The 15,606-nt window shown below is 32.4% G+C and carries 17 protein-coding genes and 3 pseudogenes; 19 read left to right on the forward strand and 1 reads right to left on the reverse strand.

All coding sequences use genetic code 11. From position 1 onward, the window contains the following. Positions 1-957 precede the first annotated feature (957 nt). From BHF71_RS07125 to BHF71_RS12600, 5 genes and pseudogenes are all read left to right on the forward strand, one after another. Positions 958-1,739, forward strand: a pseudogene (locus BHF71_RS07125) (recombinase family protein). A gap of 163 nt (positions 1,740-1,902) precedes the next feature. Continuing rightward, positions 1,903-3,075, forward strand: a complete 1,173-nt coding sequence (locus BHF71_RS07130; RefSeq protein ID WP_069656981.1) for an IS110 family RNA-guided transposase — start codon at positions 1,903-1,905, stop codon at positions 3,073-3,075. A 128-nt stretch (positions 3,076-3,203) separates the two neighbouring features. Beyond that, positions 3,204-3,881: a hypothetical protein gene (locus BHF71_RS07135; RefSeq protein ID WP_069656982.1), complete on the forward strand. Its 678-nt coding sequence runs from the start codon at positions 3,204-3,206 to the stop codon at positions 3,879-3,881. A 50-nt stretch (positions 3,882-3,931) separates the two neighbouring features. Continuing rightward, positions 3,932-4,501: a LytR/AlgR family response regulator transcription factor gene (locus BHF71_RS07140; RefSeq protein ID WP_069656983.1), complete on the forward strand. Its 570-nt coding sequence runs from the start codon at positions 3,932-3,934 to the stop codon at positions 4,499-4,501. A 15-nt stretch (positions 4,502-4,516) separates the two neighbouring features. Beyond that, positions 4,517-4,687, forward strand: a pseudogene (locus tag BHF71_RS12600) (LytTR family DNA-binding domain-containing protein); the annotation flags it as partial. A 159-nt stretch (positions 4,688-4,846) separates the two neighbouring features. Here BHF71_RS12600 and BHF71_RS07145 read toward each other — a convergent pair. Further along, complete coding sequence (locus BHF71_RS07145) at positions 4,847-5,191, reverse strand: DUF192 domain-containing protein (RefSeq protein ID WP_069656984.1); 345 nt, start codon at positions 5,189-5,191, stop codon at positions 4,847-4,849. Between the two features lie 151 nt (positions 5,192-5,342). Here BHF71_RS07145 and BHF71_RS07150 point away from each other — a divergent pair, with 151 nt between their 5' ends. From BHF71_RS07150 to BHF71_RS07215, 14 genes and pseudogenes are all read left to right on the forward strand, one after another. Continuing rightward, on the forward strand, positions 5,343-5,792 hold the full coding sequence (locus BHF71_RS07150; RefSeq protein ID WP_069656985.1) for a TadE family protein: 450 nt from the start codon (positions 5,343-5,345) through the stop codon (positions 5,790-5,792). 6 nt (positions 5,793-5,798) lie between these two features. After that, positions 5,799-6,227, forward strand: a complete 429-nt coding sequence (locus BHF71_RS07155) for a TadE/TadG family type IV pilus assembly protein (RefSeq protein ID WP_069656986.1) — start codon at positions 5,799-5,801, stop codon at positions 6,225-6,227. A gap of 30 nt (positions 6,228-6,257) precedes the next feature. Continuing rightward, positions 6,258-7,160, forward strand: a complete 903-nt coding sequence (locus BHF71_RS07160; RefSeq protein ID WP_069656987.1) for a type II secretion system F family protein — start codon at positions 6,258-6,260, stop codon at positions 7,158-7,160. A 23-nt stretch (positions 7,161-7,183) separates the two neighbouring features. Next, on the forward strand, positions 7,184-8,104 hold the full coding sequence (locus BHF71_RS07165) for a type II secretion system F family protein (protein ID WP_069656988.1): 921 nt from the start codon (positions 7,184-7,186) through the stop codon (positions 8,102-8,104). 9 nt (positions 8,105-8,113) lie between these two features. Next, positions 8,114-8,869, forward strand: coding sequence for a Flp pilus assembly protein CpaB (gene cpaB, locus BHF71_RS07170; RefSeq protein WP_069656989.1), 756 nt, complete (start codon positions 8,114-8,116; stop codon positions 8,867-8,869). Positions 8,870-8,875: 6 nt separating this feature from the next. Next, a complete protein-coding gene (locus tag BHF71_RS11580) occupies positions 8,876-9,109 on the forward strand; it encodes a tyrosine-protein kinase family protein (RefSeq protein ID WP_084024373.1) in 234 nt (77 codons plus the stop codon). Between the two features lie 78 nt (positions 9,110-9,187). Beyond that, complete coding sequence (locus tag BHF71_RS11585) at positions 9,188-9,643, forward strand: CpaE/TadZ family protein (protein ID WP_084024375.1); 456 nt, start codon at positions 9,188-9,190, stop codon at positions 9,641-9,643. Then, on the forward strand, positions 9,644-10,999 hold the full coding sequence (locus BHF71_RS07180) for a TadA family conjugal transfer-associated ATPase (protein WP_069656990.1): 1,356 nt from the start codon (positions 9,644-9,646) through the stop codon (positions 10,997-10,999). Further along, positions 10,999-11,205: a Flp family type IVb pilin gene (locus tag BHF71_RS07185; protein ID WP_069656991.1), complete on the forward strand. Its 207-nt coding sequence runs from the start codon at positions 10,999-11,001 to the stop codon at positions 11,203-11,205. The genes BHF71_RS07180 and BHF71_RS07185 overlap by 1 nt, the downstream gene beginning before the upstream one ends. Before the next feature lie 84 nt (positions 11,206-11,289). Beyond that, positions 11,290-11,613 carry a hypothetical protein gene (locus BHF71_RS07190; protein ID WP_069656992.1) on the forward strand — a complete coding sequence of 108 codons (324 nt, stop codon included), beginning with the start codon at positions 11,290-11,292 and terminating at the stop codon, positions 11,611-11,613. A 798-nt stretch (positions 11,614-12,411) separates the two neighbouring features. Further along, a complete protein-coding gene (locus BHF71_RS12345) occupies positions 12,412-13,005 on the forward strand; it encodes a hypothetical protein (RefSeq protein WP_245683840.1) in 594 nt (197 codons plus the stop codon). A 12-nt stretch (positions 13,006-13,017) separates the two neighbouring features. Beyond that, positions 13,018-13,272 (forward strand): hypothetical protein, encoded by a 255-nt coding sequence (locus BHF71_RS07200; protein ID WP_069656993.1) that lies wholly within the window; start codon positions 13,018-13,020, stop codon positions 13,270-13,272. Between the two features lie 232 nt (positions 13,273-13,504). Beyond that, the gene (locus BHF71_RS12485; RefSeq protein ID WP_281179270.1) at positions 13,505-13,636 is read left to right on the forward strand and encodes a hypothetical protein; all 132 of its coding nucleotides are present in this window, start codon (positions 13,505-13,507) and stop codon (positions 13,634-13,636) included. 541 nt (positions 13,637-14,177) lie between these two features. Next, a pseudogene (locus tag BHF71_RS07215) lies at positions 14,178-15,224 on the forward strand (IS3 family transposase). Positions 15,225-15,606: the final 382 nt, after the last annotated feature.

Below are 15,606 nucleotides of genomic sequence, written 5' to 3' on the forward strand. Positions count from 1 at the left end.
GCTGGTTACGAATTTTACTTTGGAAGCCATACGATAATTGGATAAAGTTAATGGTTAAAGCACCAGGATAAAAATAGTTATTGTAAGTTGTTTTGTTTTTTTGTGAATAATTAAATCAAATAGTAATAATTGCCAAATGGACAGTGATCACCTTTAGTTGGTTACTGGTTCTTTGGTCGAAGTTTAGGAAAATATTGTTCAGAATATTGTGTGAACTAACCACTATAACTTTTATGCAACGCTATTGATGTTTTATATAATGTGAAATCTTCGAACCTCATCCCCCCGCCCGCTCCGCTGTCGCAGGCGGGGGGGTTTTTAGTTGAAGATAGGAAACAGAGCGTTCCCCTTGTTAAGGGGAGAACATGGCTTGTGAATATGGGGTTTCCAGAGCCTATGAGCTTCTAACGTATCCAGGTGTAGCAATACTTAAGTGGATGGCTTTACCATCACTCTATCAAGGTTCCCTGCCAAAAGACACTACGACGGATTAACTGGGAAAAGTATCTTAGCCTCTAACGCCTCCCACCGATTATTAATCGGGTCTTATTTTTATGTGTTCCCCTCAACCACATTTGTTTCTAAAAATATTTACTTTCGATATGTAAAAGACTTCTCACTTAATCTATACGACATGAAAGAATAATAGTTAAATTAATTCGCAAAGAGATAACATCACACTCCTCCGCCCGTTGTACTAAGTATTGAAAATGCTAGGCACTGGGGGGGATTTTTTATTCCCAAATAAAACCCCATAAAAAAGATATATTTATCCCTCCAAAAAGACCTTTACAATCACTTTACCCTGTTGCTTAATACTAACAACTTAAAAATTACTCGTTGACAATTTCATAGTTTTAACCATGACCTTGAAAATTCAAAAATTCAAGGTCAATATATCGGCTTAAACCAACAGTTACAAAAATTTCAATTTATGAAACAAGGAGGGATGATTAGATGAAAGAAAGAGCAATAGGTTATATAAGAGTTTCTACCAAAGGCAAGTACAGGATGGATATAGTATTACCTATCAAGAAGAAGAAATAAAGAAATACTGCTCCCACCACCAATTAGAATTACTAGATATATATAAGGATGAAGGAATAAGCGGGGCTAAAGTTGATGAAGAAGGCTTAACAGTAGACAGAAAAGGATTGCAGGAAATGCTATTAGACCTAAAATGGCGGGATGTTAAGTATATTGTAGTTCTAAACACCTCCCGCCTTTGGCGGGCAGACATTGTAAAAATAATTATCCATAGAGAACTAAAAAAGCATAAAGTAGATATTAAATCCATAGAACAACCTAATTACAGCATATATACCTATGACCCTAACGATTTTTTAATAAATGGAATGATGGAACTACTAGACCAATACCAAAGACTAGAAATAGCCATGAAACTAGGTAGAGGAAGAAGAAAAAAAGCTGAACAAGGAGGTTATGCAGGGGGTAGAGTAGCCTTTGGTTATAAGGCGAAGAAAGGCTCTAAGATACTTGCTATAGATACTAAACAAGCAGAAACAGTTAAAAGAGTATTTGACTTAAGACACTCCCACTCTACTTGGTCATTAAATCAGATTGCAGAACAGCTAAACAAGGAAGGCTATACAACAAGCAAAGGTAAGAGATTCACCAAAGTGCAAATTAAAAGAATCCTAGATAGAGAAGATTTTTATAAAGGTATCTATAAATATGGACAAATTGAAGTTAAAGGAAAGCATCAACCAATAATTTAAATATTCGTTACTTAACTGAGGACAATTCAACTCGTATAAAGACTTTGAAGGAGTCAAAATGGATAGGCTAGCGTCCCAATGCGGGTCTAATATAGACTAACGCTCGAACTAAGGTTGCCGACATTTTGATATAAAATTCTAAAATGGATGGGAGTGATATTTTTTGCATTATAAACAAAAGCATATTTATATAGGGGTAGATTTACACAAAAACCATCATACAGCTGTGATTATAGACTGTTGGCATGAGAAACTAGGAGAAATTAAGTTTGAAAATAAGCCTTCTGCATTTCCTGCATTATTGAAAGAAGTGAAAAAACACACTAAAAAAGGCATTACTCCTATATATGGATTAGAAGATGTGGGGGGCTATGGTAGAAGTCTAGCAGTATTTTTAATAGAAAATAATCAAATAGTAAAGGAAGTTAATTCCGCTTTATCCTTTGCAGAAAGAAAAAGTTATCCCACTATAAAAAAGAGTGATAGCTGGGATGCTTATACTGTAGCCTATGTCTTATTAAACAAACTGGATATTTTACCTGATGCTAACCCCCACGACTTATACTGGGCTATAGGTCAATTAGTGACTAGAAGAAACGGTCTTGTAAAAGCACTAACAGCATTAAAGAACCAATTACATATACAGTTAAGCTATCACTATCCCAGTTACAAGAAATTCTTTAGTGAGATAGACGGTAAGACTGCTCTAGCCTTTTTTCAAAAATATCCCGCCCCTCACACCCTAAAAGGAATTAGTATAAACAAATTAACAGCCTTTCTCCTAGAAGCTAGTAATAATTCAGTATCTAAGAGAAAAGCAAAAGAAATATTATCCTTAATTACTGCTGATGGTGATACGAAAAGAGAATATCAAGAGCATAGGGATTTTCTAGTCAAAAGTTTAGTTAGAGATATTGAATTTAAAAAACAGGAAATAGAGCATGTAGAAGAAGAATTAATATTATTAATGGATAAACTAGACTACAAACTGGACACCATGCCTGGTATTGATTTAGTAACTGCTTCTGCCCTTGTTGCTGAGATAGGAGATATTAGAAGATTCCCTAACCCTGATAAACTGGCAAGATTTGCAGGAATAGCCCCAGTTAATTTTAGTTCGGGCGGGAAGGGAAAGGATAAGAAAAGTAAGCAGGGCAATAGAACATTACATGGGTTATTCTACTTCCTAGCAGTTCAGCAAGTTCAAATATCTAAAGGCAGTAAAAACCTAGAAACCCTGTATTTTTATGAGTACTATCAAAGAAAGCTAAAGGAAGGGGATAGCGATAGCTCATATATTCCTTACGTTTTTTTATGTATATTAACTATACGGTAGAAGTCCGTTATGGGAGTTAACCTGAAAAATAAGTATTAATTTATACTGAAAATATCTTTAAAAAACGGATAAAAAATGGTAAATTGATTTTAAATAAAGATTCTATTATAGAGAGGAGAAATTTAGGTATGAGAATAAATAAAAGAATCGTAATATTATTTGTTGTTACTGTTATTGCGGTAATGGGGGTAATATATCTTTATTTGGATGATAATCAATTAACATCCAGCACTACTACAAGTAGTAAAACTAACGATTATGACGGAAAAGAAAGTGAATCGGGTATTAAGATGGGGTCTGAAACAAATAGTTTTAATATTCAGGATATTAAACTTGAAAGAAAAGAGGTACTTTCAAATAAAGTTAGTATTCTAATTCCTGATTCATTCAAAAAAATGTCAGAAGAGTTAATGAAAATAAAATATCCAAAAGAAAATAGACCTACGTTAGTTTATACAAATGAAGATGCTACAGTTAATATTGCATTTAAAGTTACGGAGAATGAAATAAGACCGGAACAGATCCAAGGATTTAAAGAAATCATAAAAAACAATTTACAGGAAGTATATTCAACAGATGGTTTAGTGAAAGATGGTGTATATGAAATAAATGGGAAAACGATAGGCATGATAGAATACAAAACACCTGCCGATGATACCGAAATATATAATTATATCTTTTTTACTGATTTAGACAATAAACTATTACTTTCCACCATAAATTTTACGACAGAAAAAAAGGAAGTATGGCAGCCAATAGCTGAAGAAATTATGAATTCATTAGAGATTTATGAAGAAGATATTTAAGGAAGTATCGCTCCTATTTATAAAATCTATAAAATTAAGAGGTAATAAGAATGTATACGGTAGTTATCGCCGAGAATGATCTAATTCAACTTACTGCTTATGCAAAGTATGCTGAGCAAATGAATTTAAAGATAGTGGACAAGGTGACTACTAAGGAGGATTTGATTAAGAGCTATTTAAATTATTATCCTGATATTTTAATCGTTGGGGTTTTTCTAAAAGATTCAGATGTAATGGAAGCAGTTAGAATAATTTTGGATTATGGTTTTCATCCTCAGATAATTCTTTTAAGTTCCTCTTTAAATCCAAATCTTCTTCAAAAAGGTTACGAACTAGAAGTTACAGATTTTATATGTAAACCTATTACATTTGAACGTCTAGAAAAAGCTGTGATAAGGGCAAAAAAAAGGATAGATCAATTAAGAAAATTGGAACAGTTTGAAAGAATACAGAGAATTAAGAAAAAATTAATACACTTTAAATATAAAAACAAAACTATACATATTAATCTAATGAATATTATTTATGTTGAAAAGTTTTCAAATCGTAAAAGTTTGATTATCTGTAAGAATAACGTTGTTTATGAAACTAATAATTCTTTGCACGAATTATGGAAATAGTCACCAGATACATTTGTTAAGCCACATCGAAGCTATTTGGTTAATAGTAATTACATAAAATCAATTCTTCCGGATTACATGGTGAATGGAAACTATGAGATTAAGTTATTTGGGACAAATAACTCTATCCCTCTTACAAAAAGACATTTTAGTAAAGTTAAGGAATTTATAAATAGTAGAACCTGATGTTCTTTTGAACAGTAAGGTTCCTTTTTTTATGCTGATTCATTCGACAACAAAATTCGACATTTTTTTTTACCGCTTAATGCAAAAAAACAACCTTTTACTGCAAAAATATGTACATTTTAATCAAAAAAAGGTACATTATTCCTATATTAAAACCTTTTAGTCATCAAAAATAACTACTTGGTCATGCATTTCAATTAAGTAAGCGTTTAGAAGTCCCGACTTCATTTCTATGACTTTTTTTGCTTGGGGGATGATTGGACTTATACGATTCGGATTCATTTCCTTTATTAAATACACAATTCTATTGCTTTTATCCAAAAACATTACATCAATAGTCATTTTCATTCCAAAAGTATGAATGGACGAACAAGGTATTAACATTATAGCTTCATTATCATCGAGCATTTTTTTACCGATCCACCCCTTTAAGCGACTTATAAAAGTGTTAGCGATTGTCATATTAGAAATTTTTAATCCTTTATTTTCAATATAGATTTTCAATATAATCATTTCCTTTCATTAGTTATAGTTGTGTCAAAAGTATGAAGAATTGATATTCTTTTTTTATTGTTGTTGTTTCATAAATTCAATATTTTTCTAATATTGAATTAAAAACTTTTGACAATACACATTGGTTTTAAGGGGGGTATGTATGAATATTCTAAAGACAATTTTATTAAATAAAAAAAGGAATCAAAATGGACAAGCAACTATAGAATTGGCTATCATTCTTCCAATTGTCTTACTACTGGTTATGATGATTATATATTCTGGTATATTTACCTTTTCCAAAAGTGTTGTGCTGTTAGCAGCTCATTCGGGTGGTAGAGAAGGAATGTTTATTTGGAATAAGCCAACTTATACTCAAGAAGAAAAGATAGAACATGTTAGGCAAGCAATTAATAGAGTATTAGATTCACTTCCAAATAGCGAAAGTTCAGATATAGATATAACAGATGATGGTAATGGTATTTTAATGATAAATGTTACCTATTATTTTAAATTAAATTTACCATTTTTAGAAGATATAACAGTTTATGAGGCGGTGCCGCTTCAAACAGAAGTTATTTATCGATATAACCAACCACCGGAGGAAGGGTGAATATGAATGGTAAGAAAAATATTTCGGATATTAACAAACGAAAGAGGATTTACGACAACATTTTTTGCAGTTATGATGCCGGTATTTATAGCCATTTTAGGACTAACGGTGGATGGATCGATTATTATTTATCATCGTTTAGCTCTTGATACTGCTGCGGATGCAGCTACTTTAGCAGCAATTGATGCCTATGATCGGGAGATCTGGTTAACAGAAAGAAAAGTAGTTCTCAATGAATATGAAGCAAGAGAGATTGCTGAAGAGGTTTTGGATAGAAATTTGCCCACAGCAACGATTATAGACTTTGAAGTTCCTTCCACTCAACCAAATACTTTTAAACTTACAGCGGAATATACGGTGCCTACATTTTTTCTGAAAATATTCGGGATTGATTCTTATACATTAACAACTTATTCAAGTGCCCATGGTTACTAAAATAAAGAACAAATAGAGAAGGTGGAAATAATGATTCTTATCATCACTATATTATCATTTCTTATGAGTTTGTTGTTTTTATTACCTCTATCAGAGCTTTTCCCTGAAAAATATTTACATAAGACAGTGACTACTATTATTTCACAACAAAACAAAAATCAGAATAAAGCTGCGTCTTCTATTTTTAAAAATATATATCCTCTTATTAACTGGTCTGTTGTTCTTTTTCGGATTGATGGATATGCTCCTAGATGGAATGTTATTAGAGAAAAATTGCGTGTAGCCAATCTTGAACAAATATTTACGGTAGAACAATTTATAGGCTTAAAATATTTAGCTTCAAGCTTTATCTTCATCTATTTTTTATTTCTTAACCTTATTGAACATTCGTTCTTTTTTATTTTATTAGGTGTAATCATGGCATTGATTGGATTCTTTTTACCAGACCAATGGTTAAATATTAAAATTAGGAAGAAACGTTATGAGATTCAAAAAGAAATTCCTTCCATTCTAATTTCACTAGCAGTTACAGCCGATTCAGGTTTATCGTTACTTCAAGCAATAGAAGAGGTTTCCAATAGGAAGAGTGGTGCACTGCCAGAAGAATTCAGAAAAACTCTTCAAGAAATATCAGTTGGTATACCGCAAAAAGAAGCTTTTGAGAATATGGCTGATAGGGTACTAGTAGATGAATTAACTCTTTTTGTATCAGTTTTGATTCAGTCATTGGAAAAGGGTGCTGGTGGGGTTACACAGGTTTTACGAGAACAAGCAAATGAGGCTTGGAATCGACGAAAATCAAAAGCAAAAGAATTAGGCGAGAAAGCTTCCATCAAGTTGTTTTTACCCTTAATTGGTTTGGCACTTCCTGCTCTGATGATTTTCCTTATTACACCAGCTATCTTCTCTTTGCTTAAATTCTTTGTTTATTGATTTTTTGGAGGTATGAAAAGTCAATGATTCTCATGATTAGTTTATTAAGTGGTGGATTGTTCTATATTATTTATTCCTTATTAGTAAATGTATGGATAGGAAATCAAGGTGAAAAAGGTCATTTAAAAAAATATTACGCTTATATTAAAGGAGAAGAAAATAGAAAACATTCATTGTTAGAACGGATTCTAAAAATTGATCATGATCAAAGACAGTATGCATTTGATACAAAAAAATATCTTTCTTATGCAGTCCCAATAAGTTTAGGAATCTTCTTGTTTGTGGTATTTTTCTTCAGAAGTTGGTCATTTGCCCTTGTAATTAGTTTAACGGGAATCTTTTATCCCAGATTTATTCTTAAAGGCCTTATTGAAAAACGAAGAAAACTATTAAACTACCAATTAAAAGAAGCGATGTTTTCTTTATCTTCTTCGCTTCGCGCTGGAGCTTCTTTACAAAAAGCAATCGAACGAAGTGTATCTGATTTACAGCGAATTTATCAAAATGACAAAGAGGCACCGATCTTGATTGAATTTCGACGAATGGCCGAGGAATTAAAGATGGGTTATTCAGTGGAAGAAACGCTAATATCATTTCGTGATCGTGTTCAGATCGAAGATGTCGATGATTTTGTAAATGCAACCTTAATTGCGAAAACAAGAGGGGGGAATCTAACTGAAATATTAAACAATATTTCTAAAATGATTAGCGAAAAGATAGAAATAAAAAATGAAATAGAAGTTATGACTTCTGGTAAAAGAATGGAAGCAAGTATTTTATCCTTAATGCCAATTGGAATTGTAGGAAGTCTTACATTATTATCACCAGAATATATGGAGCCAATGTATAGTACGTTAATAGGAAAATTGTTGATGTTTATTGGATTTATACTTATTGCGATTAACTATTATGTGAGTAAAAAAATTGTTGATATTGAAGTATAGAGGTGGGTTATGACTAAAAATACATGGATTAAGACCATTCTTGGAATTATTTTATCTTTAAGTATTGCGTTTTATGTGAATCAGTTTTTGCACTCTATTAGAGAAGAGGTAGAAGTTGTCGTAGCAGCAAAGGATATTATGCCAGAAACTGTAATTACAAAAGATATGGTAAAGAAGATAAGAGTGAATAAAGCGGATCAGTCCATATTAGTACCCGATGCCTTGAAAAGAGAAGAAGAAGTAATTGGTGCAGTTGCTGTAAAGAAAATAAGGGCTGGAGAAGTTATTATTAACGATCCCGATAAAATAGTAAACAATATCGATCAGGCTCAAACTATTAATTTACAGTCAGAAGATAAAGATAAAGTTCGTAAAGCTTTTTTTATTCCTACTGGTATGAGAGCGATTACAGTATCAGTGGATGCAGAAGGTGGACTAGCATTTACTCTTCAAAAAGGGGATAAGGTTGATGTCATCTTTACATCTTCTAAAGGTGAAACTGGTGGTATTTATTCCTCCATTATATTGAAGAATATTGAGGTATTTGATGTTCAAGGTATTTCTGCAGAAGATAGACAAACCAGTACTTCTGTACAGCATATAACTTTGCTTGTGATACCAAAACAAGCTCAAAATTTAGCATTGGCTAAAAGAAAAGGGAAAATTGATCTAGCATTAAATCCAATTAATATAAATAGATTAACACCAATGCCAACGGGTCCAACCTATCCTTATGAATTTACATATCAGAAAGGAGTAAATTGATAAGAAATGAAAAATCAGAAAACGATATTGGTCACTTCCCCACAAGGTGGTTCTGGGAAATCGACTATTGCAGTAAATATGGCTATTCACTATGCAAAGAAAAATTTAAAAGTATTATTGATTGATCTTGCAATTTACGGGAGTATTCCTTCAATGCTTAAGATTCCGATTCGAGGAAAAGGTATGTCCAGTTTGATTACCGCACTAGAACAAAATGAAGGGCAATTTCTATTTGATTAATTTAGTGAGTATTTTAGAGACAGCATTCTCCCTTATAACGAACAGAATAATTTACATATATTGCTCAGTGCTTCACCGTTGAAAATGGAAAAATTAACTGCTAACCATACCAACCAAATCCTTCTAACAGCAAAGAAAGAGAACTACAACATTATAATTATCGATACTTCATCAGAACTTTGTGAACGCAATGTAGCTGCCATTGAACATGCGGATTTGCTCCTCATTCCCACACTACAAGATGTAACCTCGGGTTGGAAAGTGATTTTGTTCAAGGAGATATTGGACAACTTAAATGTATCTAGAGAAAAAGTAGCGTTAGTCATAAATCGGTGTACCCGCTATTCAGGATTTAATAATCAGGAGTTTCAGACAGAAACCGGTTATCCCATTATTAGCGAAATAAATGATATGAGTAAATGGATTCAAAAATATGTCAATAAGGGAATACCTATTGAAAATACAGGAAAAAGAAAAATAAGCGGCCCATTTCAAAAATTAGCATCCAATGTGTTAAAGAAAGTGGGGAAATAGATGAGTGTAGAAGATCTGATTAAAAAGAAACAGCGGGAATTTTTTAATCAAGAATCCACAAAGGATCAACAAATGACCAATCCCACGGATGCAAAAAGTGAATTATATCATCGAGTAAGACAGCGTATATCGGAAAATAGGGATTTGTTTATTAGCGGATTAGGTCGAGAGTTAAGTTATGTGCGCAATAATATTTGGAAAATAATCGAGGATGAAATGGAAGCTCATCGTAATGAATGGCTATTAACTTCGTATGAGCGTGCAGAAGTATTAGAGCAATTGATGCATACTATGTTTGGATATGGCGTTCTTGAGCCATTAATCCATGACCCAACGGTTACTGAAATCATGGTCAATGGGCTAGATAAGATTTATATCGAAAAAGAAGGAATCATGCAAATTGCCAAAAATCGAAGAGGAGCACCTTTATCGTTTAACAACAGCGATGAACTAATGCATGTTATCGAAAAAATTGTTTCACCTTTAAATAGAAAAATAAATGAAAGCGATCCAATTGTTGATGCCAGATTACCAAATGGTTCTAGAGTCAATGTCGTACTTAAACCAATTTCAATCGATGGTACATCCTTGACAATTAGAAAGTTTCCAGAGGAACCGTATTCAATGGAGCAATTGATATCATTTGGGACTTTAACTCCTGACGTAGCCGAGTTATTAGAAAAGATGGTCAAAGCAAGATATAACATAATTATTTCAGGAGGAACAGGCTCAGGAAAGACTACTTTTCTAAATGCATTAAGCATGTTCATACCAAGTAAATCAAGAATTATCACCATAGAAGATGCAGCAGAATTAAAATTATCTAAAGCAGAAAATATAATCCGTTTAGAAACAAGACCATCTAATATGGAAGGAAAAGGCGAGATTAGCATGAGAACTTTGGTTAGAACCGCATTACGAATGAGACCGGATCGAATCATAGTCGGTGAGGTGCGATCCGGGGAAGCTTTAGATATGCTTCAAGCAATGAATACCGGTCATGAGGGATCCTTATCTACTGGACATGCTAATTCAGCAATAGATATGCTAAGTCGTCTAGAAACCATGGTTTTAATGTCGGGATTAGAATTGCCAATTCAAGCGATTAGACAACAAATTGCATCGGCAATAGATTTTATCATTCAGCTAAACAAGATGAGAGATGGGAAACGTAAAGTGGTTGAAATTGTAGAAGTGCTAGGAATGGAAGAGAACATTAAAATACAGACAATTTATCAATGGGATGAGGAATCAAGAGAATTACGTCCCACAGGAAAAGCGATTCAAAAAACAGATAAGTTTCTAGCTTCAGGGATTGAACTACCAACTATCCTATTGAAGGGAGGTGAAGAGTGATGAAAATCATATGGAAAGCATGGTTATCTTTAAATATTGGAATAGAACACTTAAAAAAAGATGAGAAAGGACAAGCTTTAAGTGAATATGCCATTGTGATTGGCGTTATCGCAGTTATGATCATAGCTACTTTAGTTTTACTAAAAGATTCATTAGTAGGCGTATTTACTAGAATCATCAATTCACTTAATGGAGTAGGAAGCTAAAAAACACAACCAAGATAACAACAAAGGAGTGAACAGTTATGTTAAAGATTCTAATAATTTAGAAAAAAGATGGAGGAAAGGAAATTGAGGTATGATATAATTTCTAATAGATGGAAGATTAGGAACTATATAGCCTTAGTATTAGTACTAGCTTTACTATTTCAAGTTATAGCACCTGCAACACAAGCATACACAAAAGCAATCAGCGGGGAAACTACTACCAATTGGAAAACCAAAAAACCCCAAGCCTACCAAACCCAGACTGATCTAGGCAGAGGGAAATATAGAATCGATTACTGGGACTACAGATGGGAAGAACCTAAATATAAAGAAGTAGAAGAAACCAAAAAAGAATGGGTACCTAGATGGGAAAAGAAAGAATGGGTAACGGTCAAAAGAGGATATTGAAAATGGATAGACACCAGCGGATATAAATGGGTTAAGACAAAAGTAAAGAAATGGGTACCAGCTGAATATAAATGGGAAAGGACTTATTACTACGAAAAAACAAAAGTACCATATAAGAGATGGGTAACAGAAACCACCTGGAAAAAAGTTAAGAAAAGTTACAAAGTCAAAGTAAAAAGAGGATACTGGAAATACTCATGGTGGACAGGTAAGAAATATTGGGTAGATAGAAGCTATTACAAGACTAAATACTATTACACATGGAAGAAAGTAACCAGTGGATATTGGAAGGTAGAATATAGGACAAAATGGGTAAGGAAAACAAAGTGGACGAAAAAGCTAGTAAGAGAAGGACATTATGAATGGGAGAGCAAATGGGAAAGAAAATATATCAAATCTGGATACAAGAAATGGATAGACACAAGTTATAAAAAAGAGGTTATAGTAGATTCAGGTGGAGGATACTACACAACAAATAAGGTAACAAAGAAAATAAAAGTAAGAGACGGATATTGGCAAGTATACCTAGTAAAATCTGAAATCCATGAAAGCAAGACACCTGGAAAAGAAGTAGCAGATGGAAATAGTGAAGCAAATGATAAGTCAACAAATGTAACCTTTAATAAAACAGTTAGTTATTCATCTTTAAAAAAACCTAAAACAGATAAAAATCAGCAAAATACAAAACTAATAAACGAAGTATTAGAATATCTTAAAGCATCAGGAAAGCAAATATTCTTAGGTAATTATACAGATGAAGTAACACTATTAGGAACAACAGGACAAATTGGACTAGGCGTGCTAGGATTAGACGCAGTAGCGGATATAAGAGACATCACATATGACATACAGAATTGGGAATGGACATGGTCACATGCAGGGAAAACATTAATTGATGTAGTAGGATTAATACCTGTAATAGGAGCAATAAAATACGCAGATGAAGTAGTAGAAGTCGTAAAACAAGGAGAAAAGATTAAAGGAGTATTAAAGGAACTATTAGGAAAAGTAAAAGGGATAGTCAATAAGATAGTAGAAGAAGCTGCAGAAATATTAAAGAATGAGACTGGTGTTGTAAGATTAGGTTTTAAAGGTATTGGTAATTTTGAAAATGCAAATTTTGCATCATATAAACTTCTAAGAAGTCATTATAATAAACATGTACTTAAACAAAAGGAATTTGGCAATATAAAAATGGATGAATACTTAAAAGGAGCAAGGAAGTTAATTAATTCAAAATTGGATGGTAATATCTTAACAAAAACACGTTCAAATGGAGATATACTGTTTTATAATAAATCTACTAATGAGTTTGCCGTAGTTACAAAAGATGGTGTTATAAGAACTTATTTTAAACCTAAAGAAGGGATTGAGTATTTTAAGAAGCAATAGGAGATGATAAAAATGAAAAATATATGTCCTGTTTGTGGTTACGATGGGTTAGAAGAAGTTCCTTATGATAATGATGGTAATCCCTCTTATGAAATATGTGATTGTTGCGGTTTTGAATTTGGATTTGATGATGATAGTGAAGGAGTTTCATTTGAGGAATACCGTAAAAAATGGATTAAAGAGGGAGCCGAATGGTTCAATCCAGATATAAAACCTAAAGGATGGGATATTAAACGCCAATTATCAAAAATCAATGTTCAGTTATAAAAGATGTCACAATAATTTGTAAAATAGTTGCCAACATTTTGTATTACAAGTTTAAGATTACAACTTAGTGGACGGGTAAAACAGTATTCAAAAATTGGTGAAGGACTAAACTTCACAAATACCACTGCTAAGCATATGGATAATCCAAAGCGTTATGTACCTGTTGAAATACTAAGGGGATGCAATAAAGTCTACCAAAGGATTCCCTGACCCAAGAGGGACGGATGCATTAATGCATTATACAACAATGTTTAAGAACGGTAAAAAATATAATTTAGAAATCTTGTATGATGAAGTAACAAATACAATAATGCATTTTAAGTACACTCAGAAAGCCATTGGTCCACTTGATGCTATTAAATAGGATGGGATATTTTGACTGATAAAGAAAAACTTTATTATTTGATTAGAGAATTCATCAAAGGGAACTATACACCAGCTGTTTTTTGTAATGAGTTTACAGTTCAGTATAACCCATATAAGTTTAGTAAATTTAGTATTAATCCCCACCCACCTATCATAAATACGCACCACAATACTTTTGAAGAAAAAATGAGGGGAAAGAACCCTAAGCAAATTATTAAAAACCTAGTAAGTAGAGATTACTACTATAATCTAATACAGTATATTATAGAGCCTTAAGGTGTATATATACTCTCTTAAGGTTCTTTTTTATGTTTCTAATAGATTTCCTCACCCCGCCATTTATTTTGAATTGGAGGGGGTGTAACTGTCTTGAGATATATAAAATGATGTGCATTGAAAATTATCAATCCAATAGGAAATATCAATAATAGATATAAGCAATAAATTAATAAGTAATATCTAATTAGTGGAGTTAGTATAGTTTTGTGGACACACCTTAGTTAAGTCTAATACAATAATTTTGAGAGGATGTGTCCTATATGAAAATAAAAGGTGTAGCAAAAAAATATACTGAAGATTTTAAGCAAACAATTGTTGAGCTCTACAACTCTGGAACTCCAGTAAAAAAATTAAGTAGCGAATATGGTGTATCTGAAGTAACGATATATAAATGGATTAAGTCCTATACTTCTATAGGTGAAGGAAAGAATTCCTTAACTCCTAAAGAGATAAAGAAGATCCAAAAAGAAAACTTACGTTTAAAACAGGAGATTGAAATATTAAAAAAGGCTATAACCATATTCGCGAAAAAGTGAACGATTCAGAAGTTATCAATCTTATCAATAAGCATGAGGGTGAACACCCAGTTAAACTAATATGTAAAGTACTTGGTATTCCAAGAAGTAGCTATTACTATTCATTAAACAAAACACAGTCTAAGCGTGAGCGTGAAAATCAAGAATTAACAGAAAAAATCAAACAAATCCATAAAGATAGTAAGGAACGGTATGGTGCTCCTAAAATTCATCATATACTTTTAACCGAGAATTATCATGTTAGTTTAAAACGGGTACAACGATTGATGAAAAAAGCAGGGATTTGCTCTATAAAAAAAATATCGTCCTTACCAAAGTAAAGAAAAAATTGTGGAACACGAAAATCTTCTAGATAGAGACTTTTCAACCACCAATATTAATCAGAAATGGGTAGCGGACATTACTTACATCAACACACTTAAAGATGGTTGGTGTTATTTTGCTTATCAAAAACCTAGTAAAGAATTAATTCTTCATACAGATTTAGTTTCTCAATATACAAGTTCAGAGTTCACAGGATATGTTCAAATTCGTAAAATTATACAATCATTTAGCAGAAAAGGTAATCCCTATGATAATGCTTGTATTGAATCATTTCATGCTATATTGAAAAAAGAAGAAGTAAATCACGTGCAATATCTAGATTACTATTCTGCTAAGATAGCAATTTTTCAATATATTGAGGGCTGGTACAACCGAAAAAGAATACATAGTGCTTTAGGTTATTTGACTCCTCAAGCCATCGAAGATCAATTGAAACATTCAGCATAAGAGTTAACTTTTTTGTGTCCAATATATTGACTCAAATCCACATCATAACGAAGGGTTCTTTTTTTAGTAGAAAATAAATTCGACATATTTTTTGCCGCTTAATGCAAAAAAACAGCCTTTTACTGCAAATATATGCTTCCTCGCTAAATAATATTGGATTAAAAAAAATCTAATAGACCATACTGGTAATAATCTATGAAAATAATACTGGAGGTATGGTCAATGTTACACACTCAAGAAGATTTAGATATGTTTCAAGAAGCATTAGATATAAAGGATCCATGGTTTGTTAGTTATAAAGAATTTAATAAAGAACAAGAACAACTTCATATTTATTTAAATTTTAAACGAGGAGCTAAGTTTACTTGCCCTCATTGTGGGG

Origin of the sequence: Vulcanibacillus modesticaldus (assembly GCF_001730235.1) — a bacterium.
Classification (GTDB): domain Bacteria; phylum Bacillota; class Bacilli; order Tepidibacillales; family Tepidibacillaceae; genus Vulcanibacillus; species Vulcanibacillus modesticaldus.

What these genes read in the sequence shown, in the direction of transcription:
- BHF71_RS11580 (WP_084024373.1), top strand. Translation starts at nt 8,876, where the DNA reads ATGAAAAATCAGAAAACGATATTGGTCACTTCCCCACAAGGTGGTTCT.
- BHF71_RS12485 (WP_281179270.1), top strand. Translation starts at nt 13,505, where the DNA reads ATGCATTATACAACAATGTTTAAGAACGGTAAAAAATATAATTTAGAA.
- BHF71_RS07155 (WP_069656986.1), top strand. Translation starts at nt 5,799, where the DNA reads ATGGTAAGAAAAATATTTCGGATATTAACAAACGAAAGAGGATTTACG.
- BHF71_RS07185 (WP_069656991.1), top strand. Translation starts at nt 10,999, where the DNA reads ATGAAAATCATATGGAAAGCATGGTTATCTTTAAATATTGGAATAGAA.
- BHF71_RS07165 (WP_069656988.1), top strand. Translation starts at nt 7,184, where the DNA reads ATGATTCTCATGATTAGTTTATTAAGTGGTGGATTGTTCTATATTATT.
- BHF71_RS07160 (WP_069656987.1), top strand. Translation starts at nt 6,258, where the DNA reads ATGATTCTTATCATCACTATATTATCATTTCTTATGAGTTTGTTGTTT.
- BHF71_RS07150 (WP_069656985.1), top strand. Translation starts at nt 5,343, where the DNA reads ATGAATATTCTAAAGACAATTTTATTAAATAAAAAAAGGAATCAAAAT.
- BHF71_RS07200 (WP_069656993.1), top strand. Translation starts at nt 13,018, where the DNA reads ATGAAAAATATATGTCCTGTTTGTGGTTACGATGGGTTAGAAGAAGTT.
- cpaB (WP_069656989.1), top strand. Translation starts at nt 8,114, where the DNA reads ATGACTAAAAATACATGGATTAAGACCATTCTTGGAATTATTTTATCT.
- BHF71_RS07180 (WP_069656990.1), top strand. Translation starts at nt 9,644, where the DNA reads ATGAGTGTAGAAGATCTGATTAAAAAGAAACAGCGGGAATTTTTTAAT.
- BHF71_RS07140 (WP_069656983.1), top strand. Translation starts at nt 3,932, where the DNA reads ATGTATACGGTAGTTATCGCCGAGAATGATCTAATTCAACTTACTGCT.
- BHF71_RS07135 (WP_069656982.1), top strand. Translation starts at nt 3,204, where the DNA reads ATGAGAATAAATAAAAGAATCGTAATATTATTTGTTGTTACTGTTATT.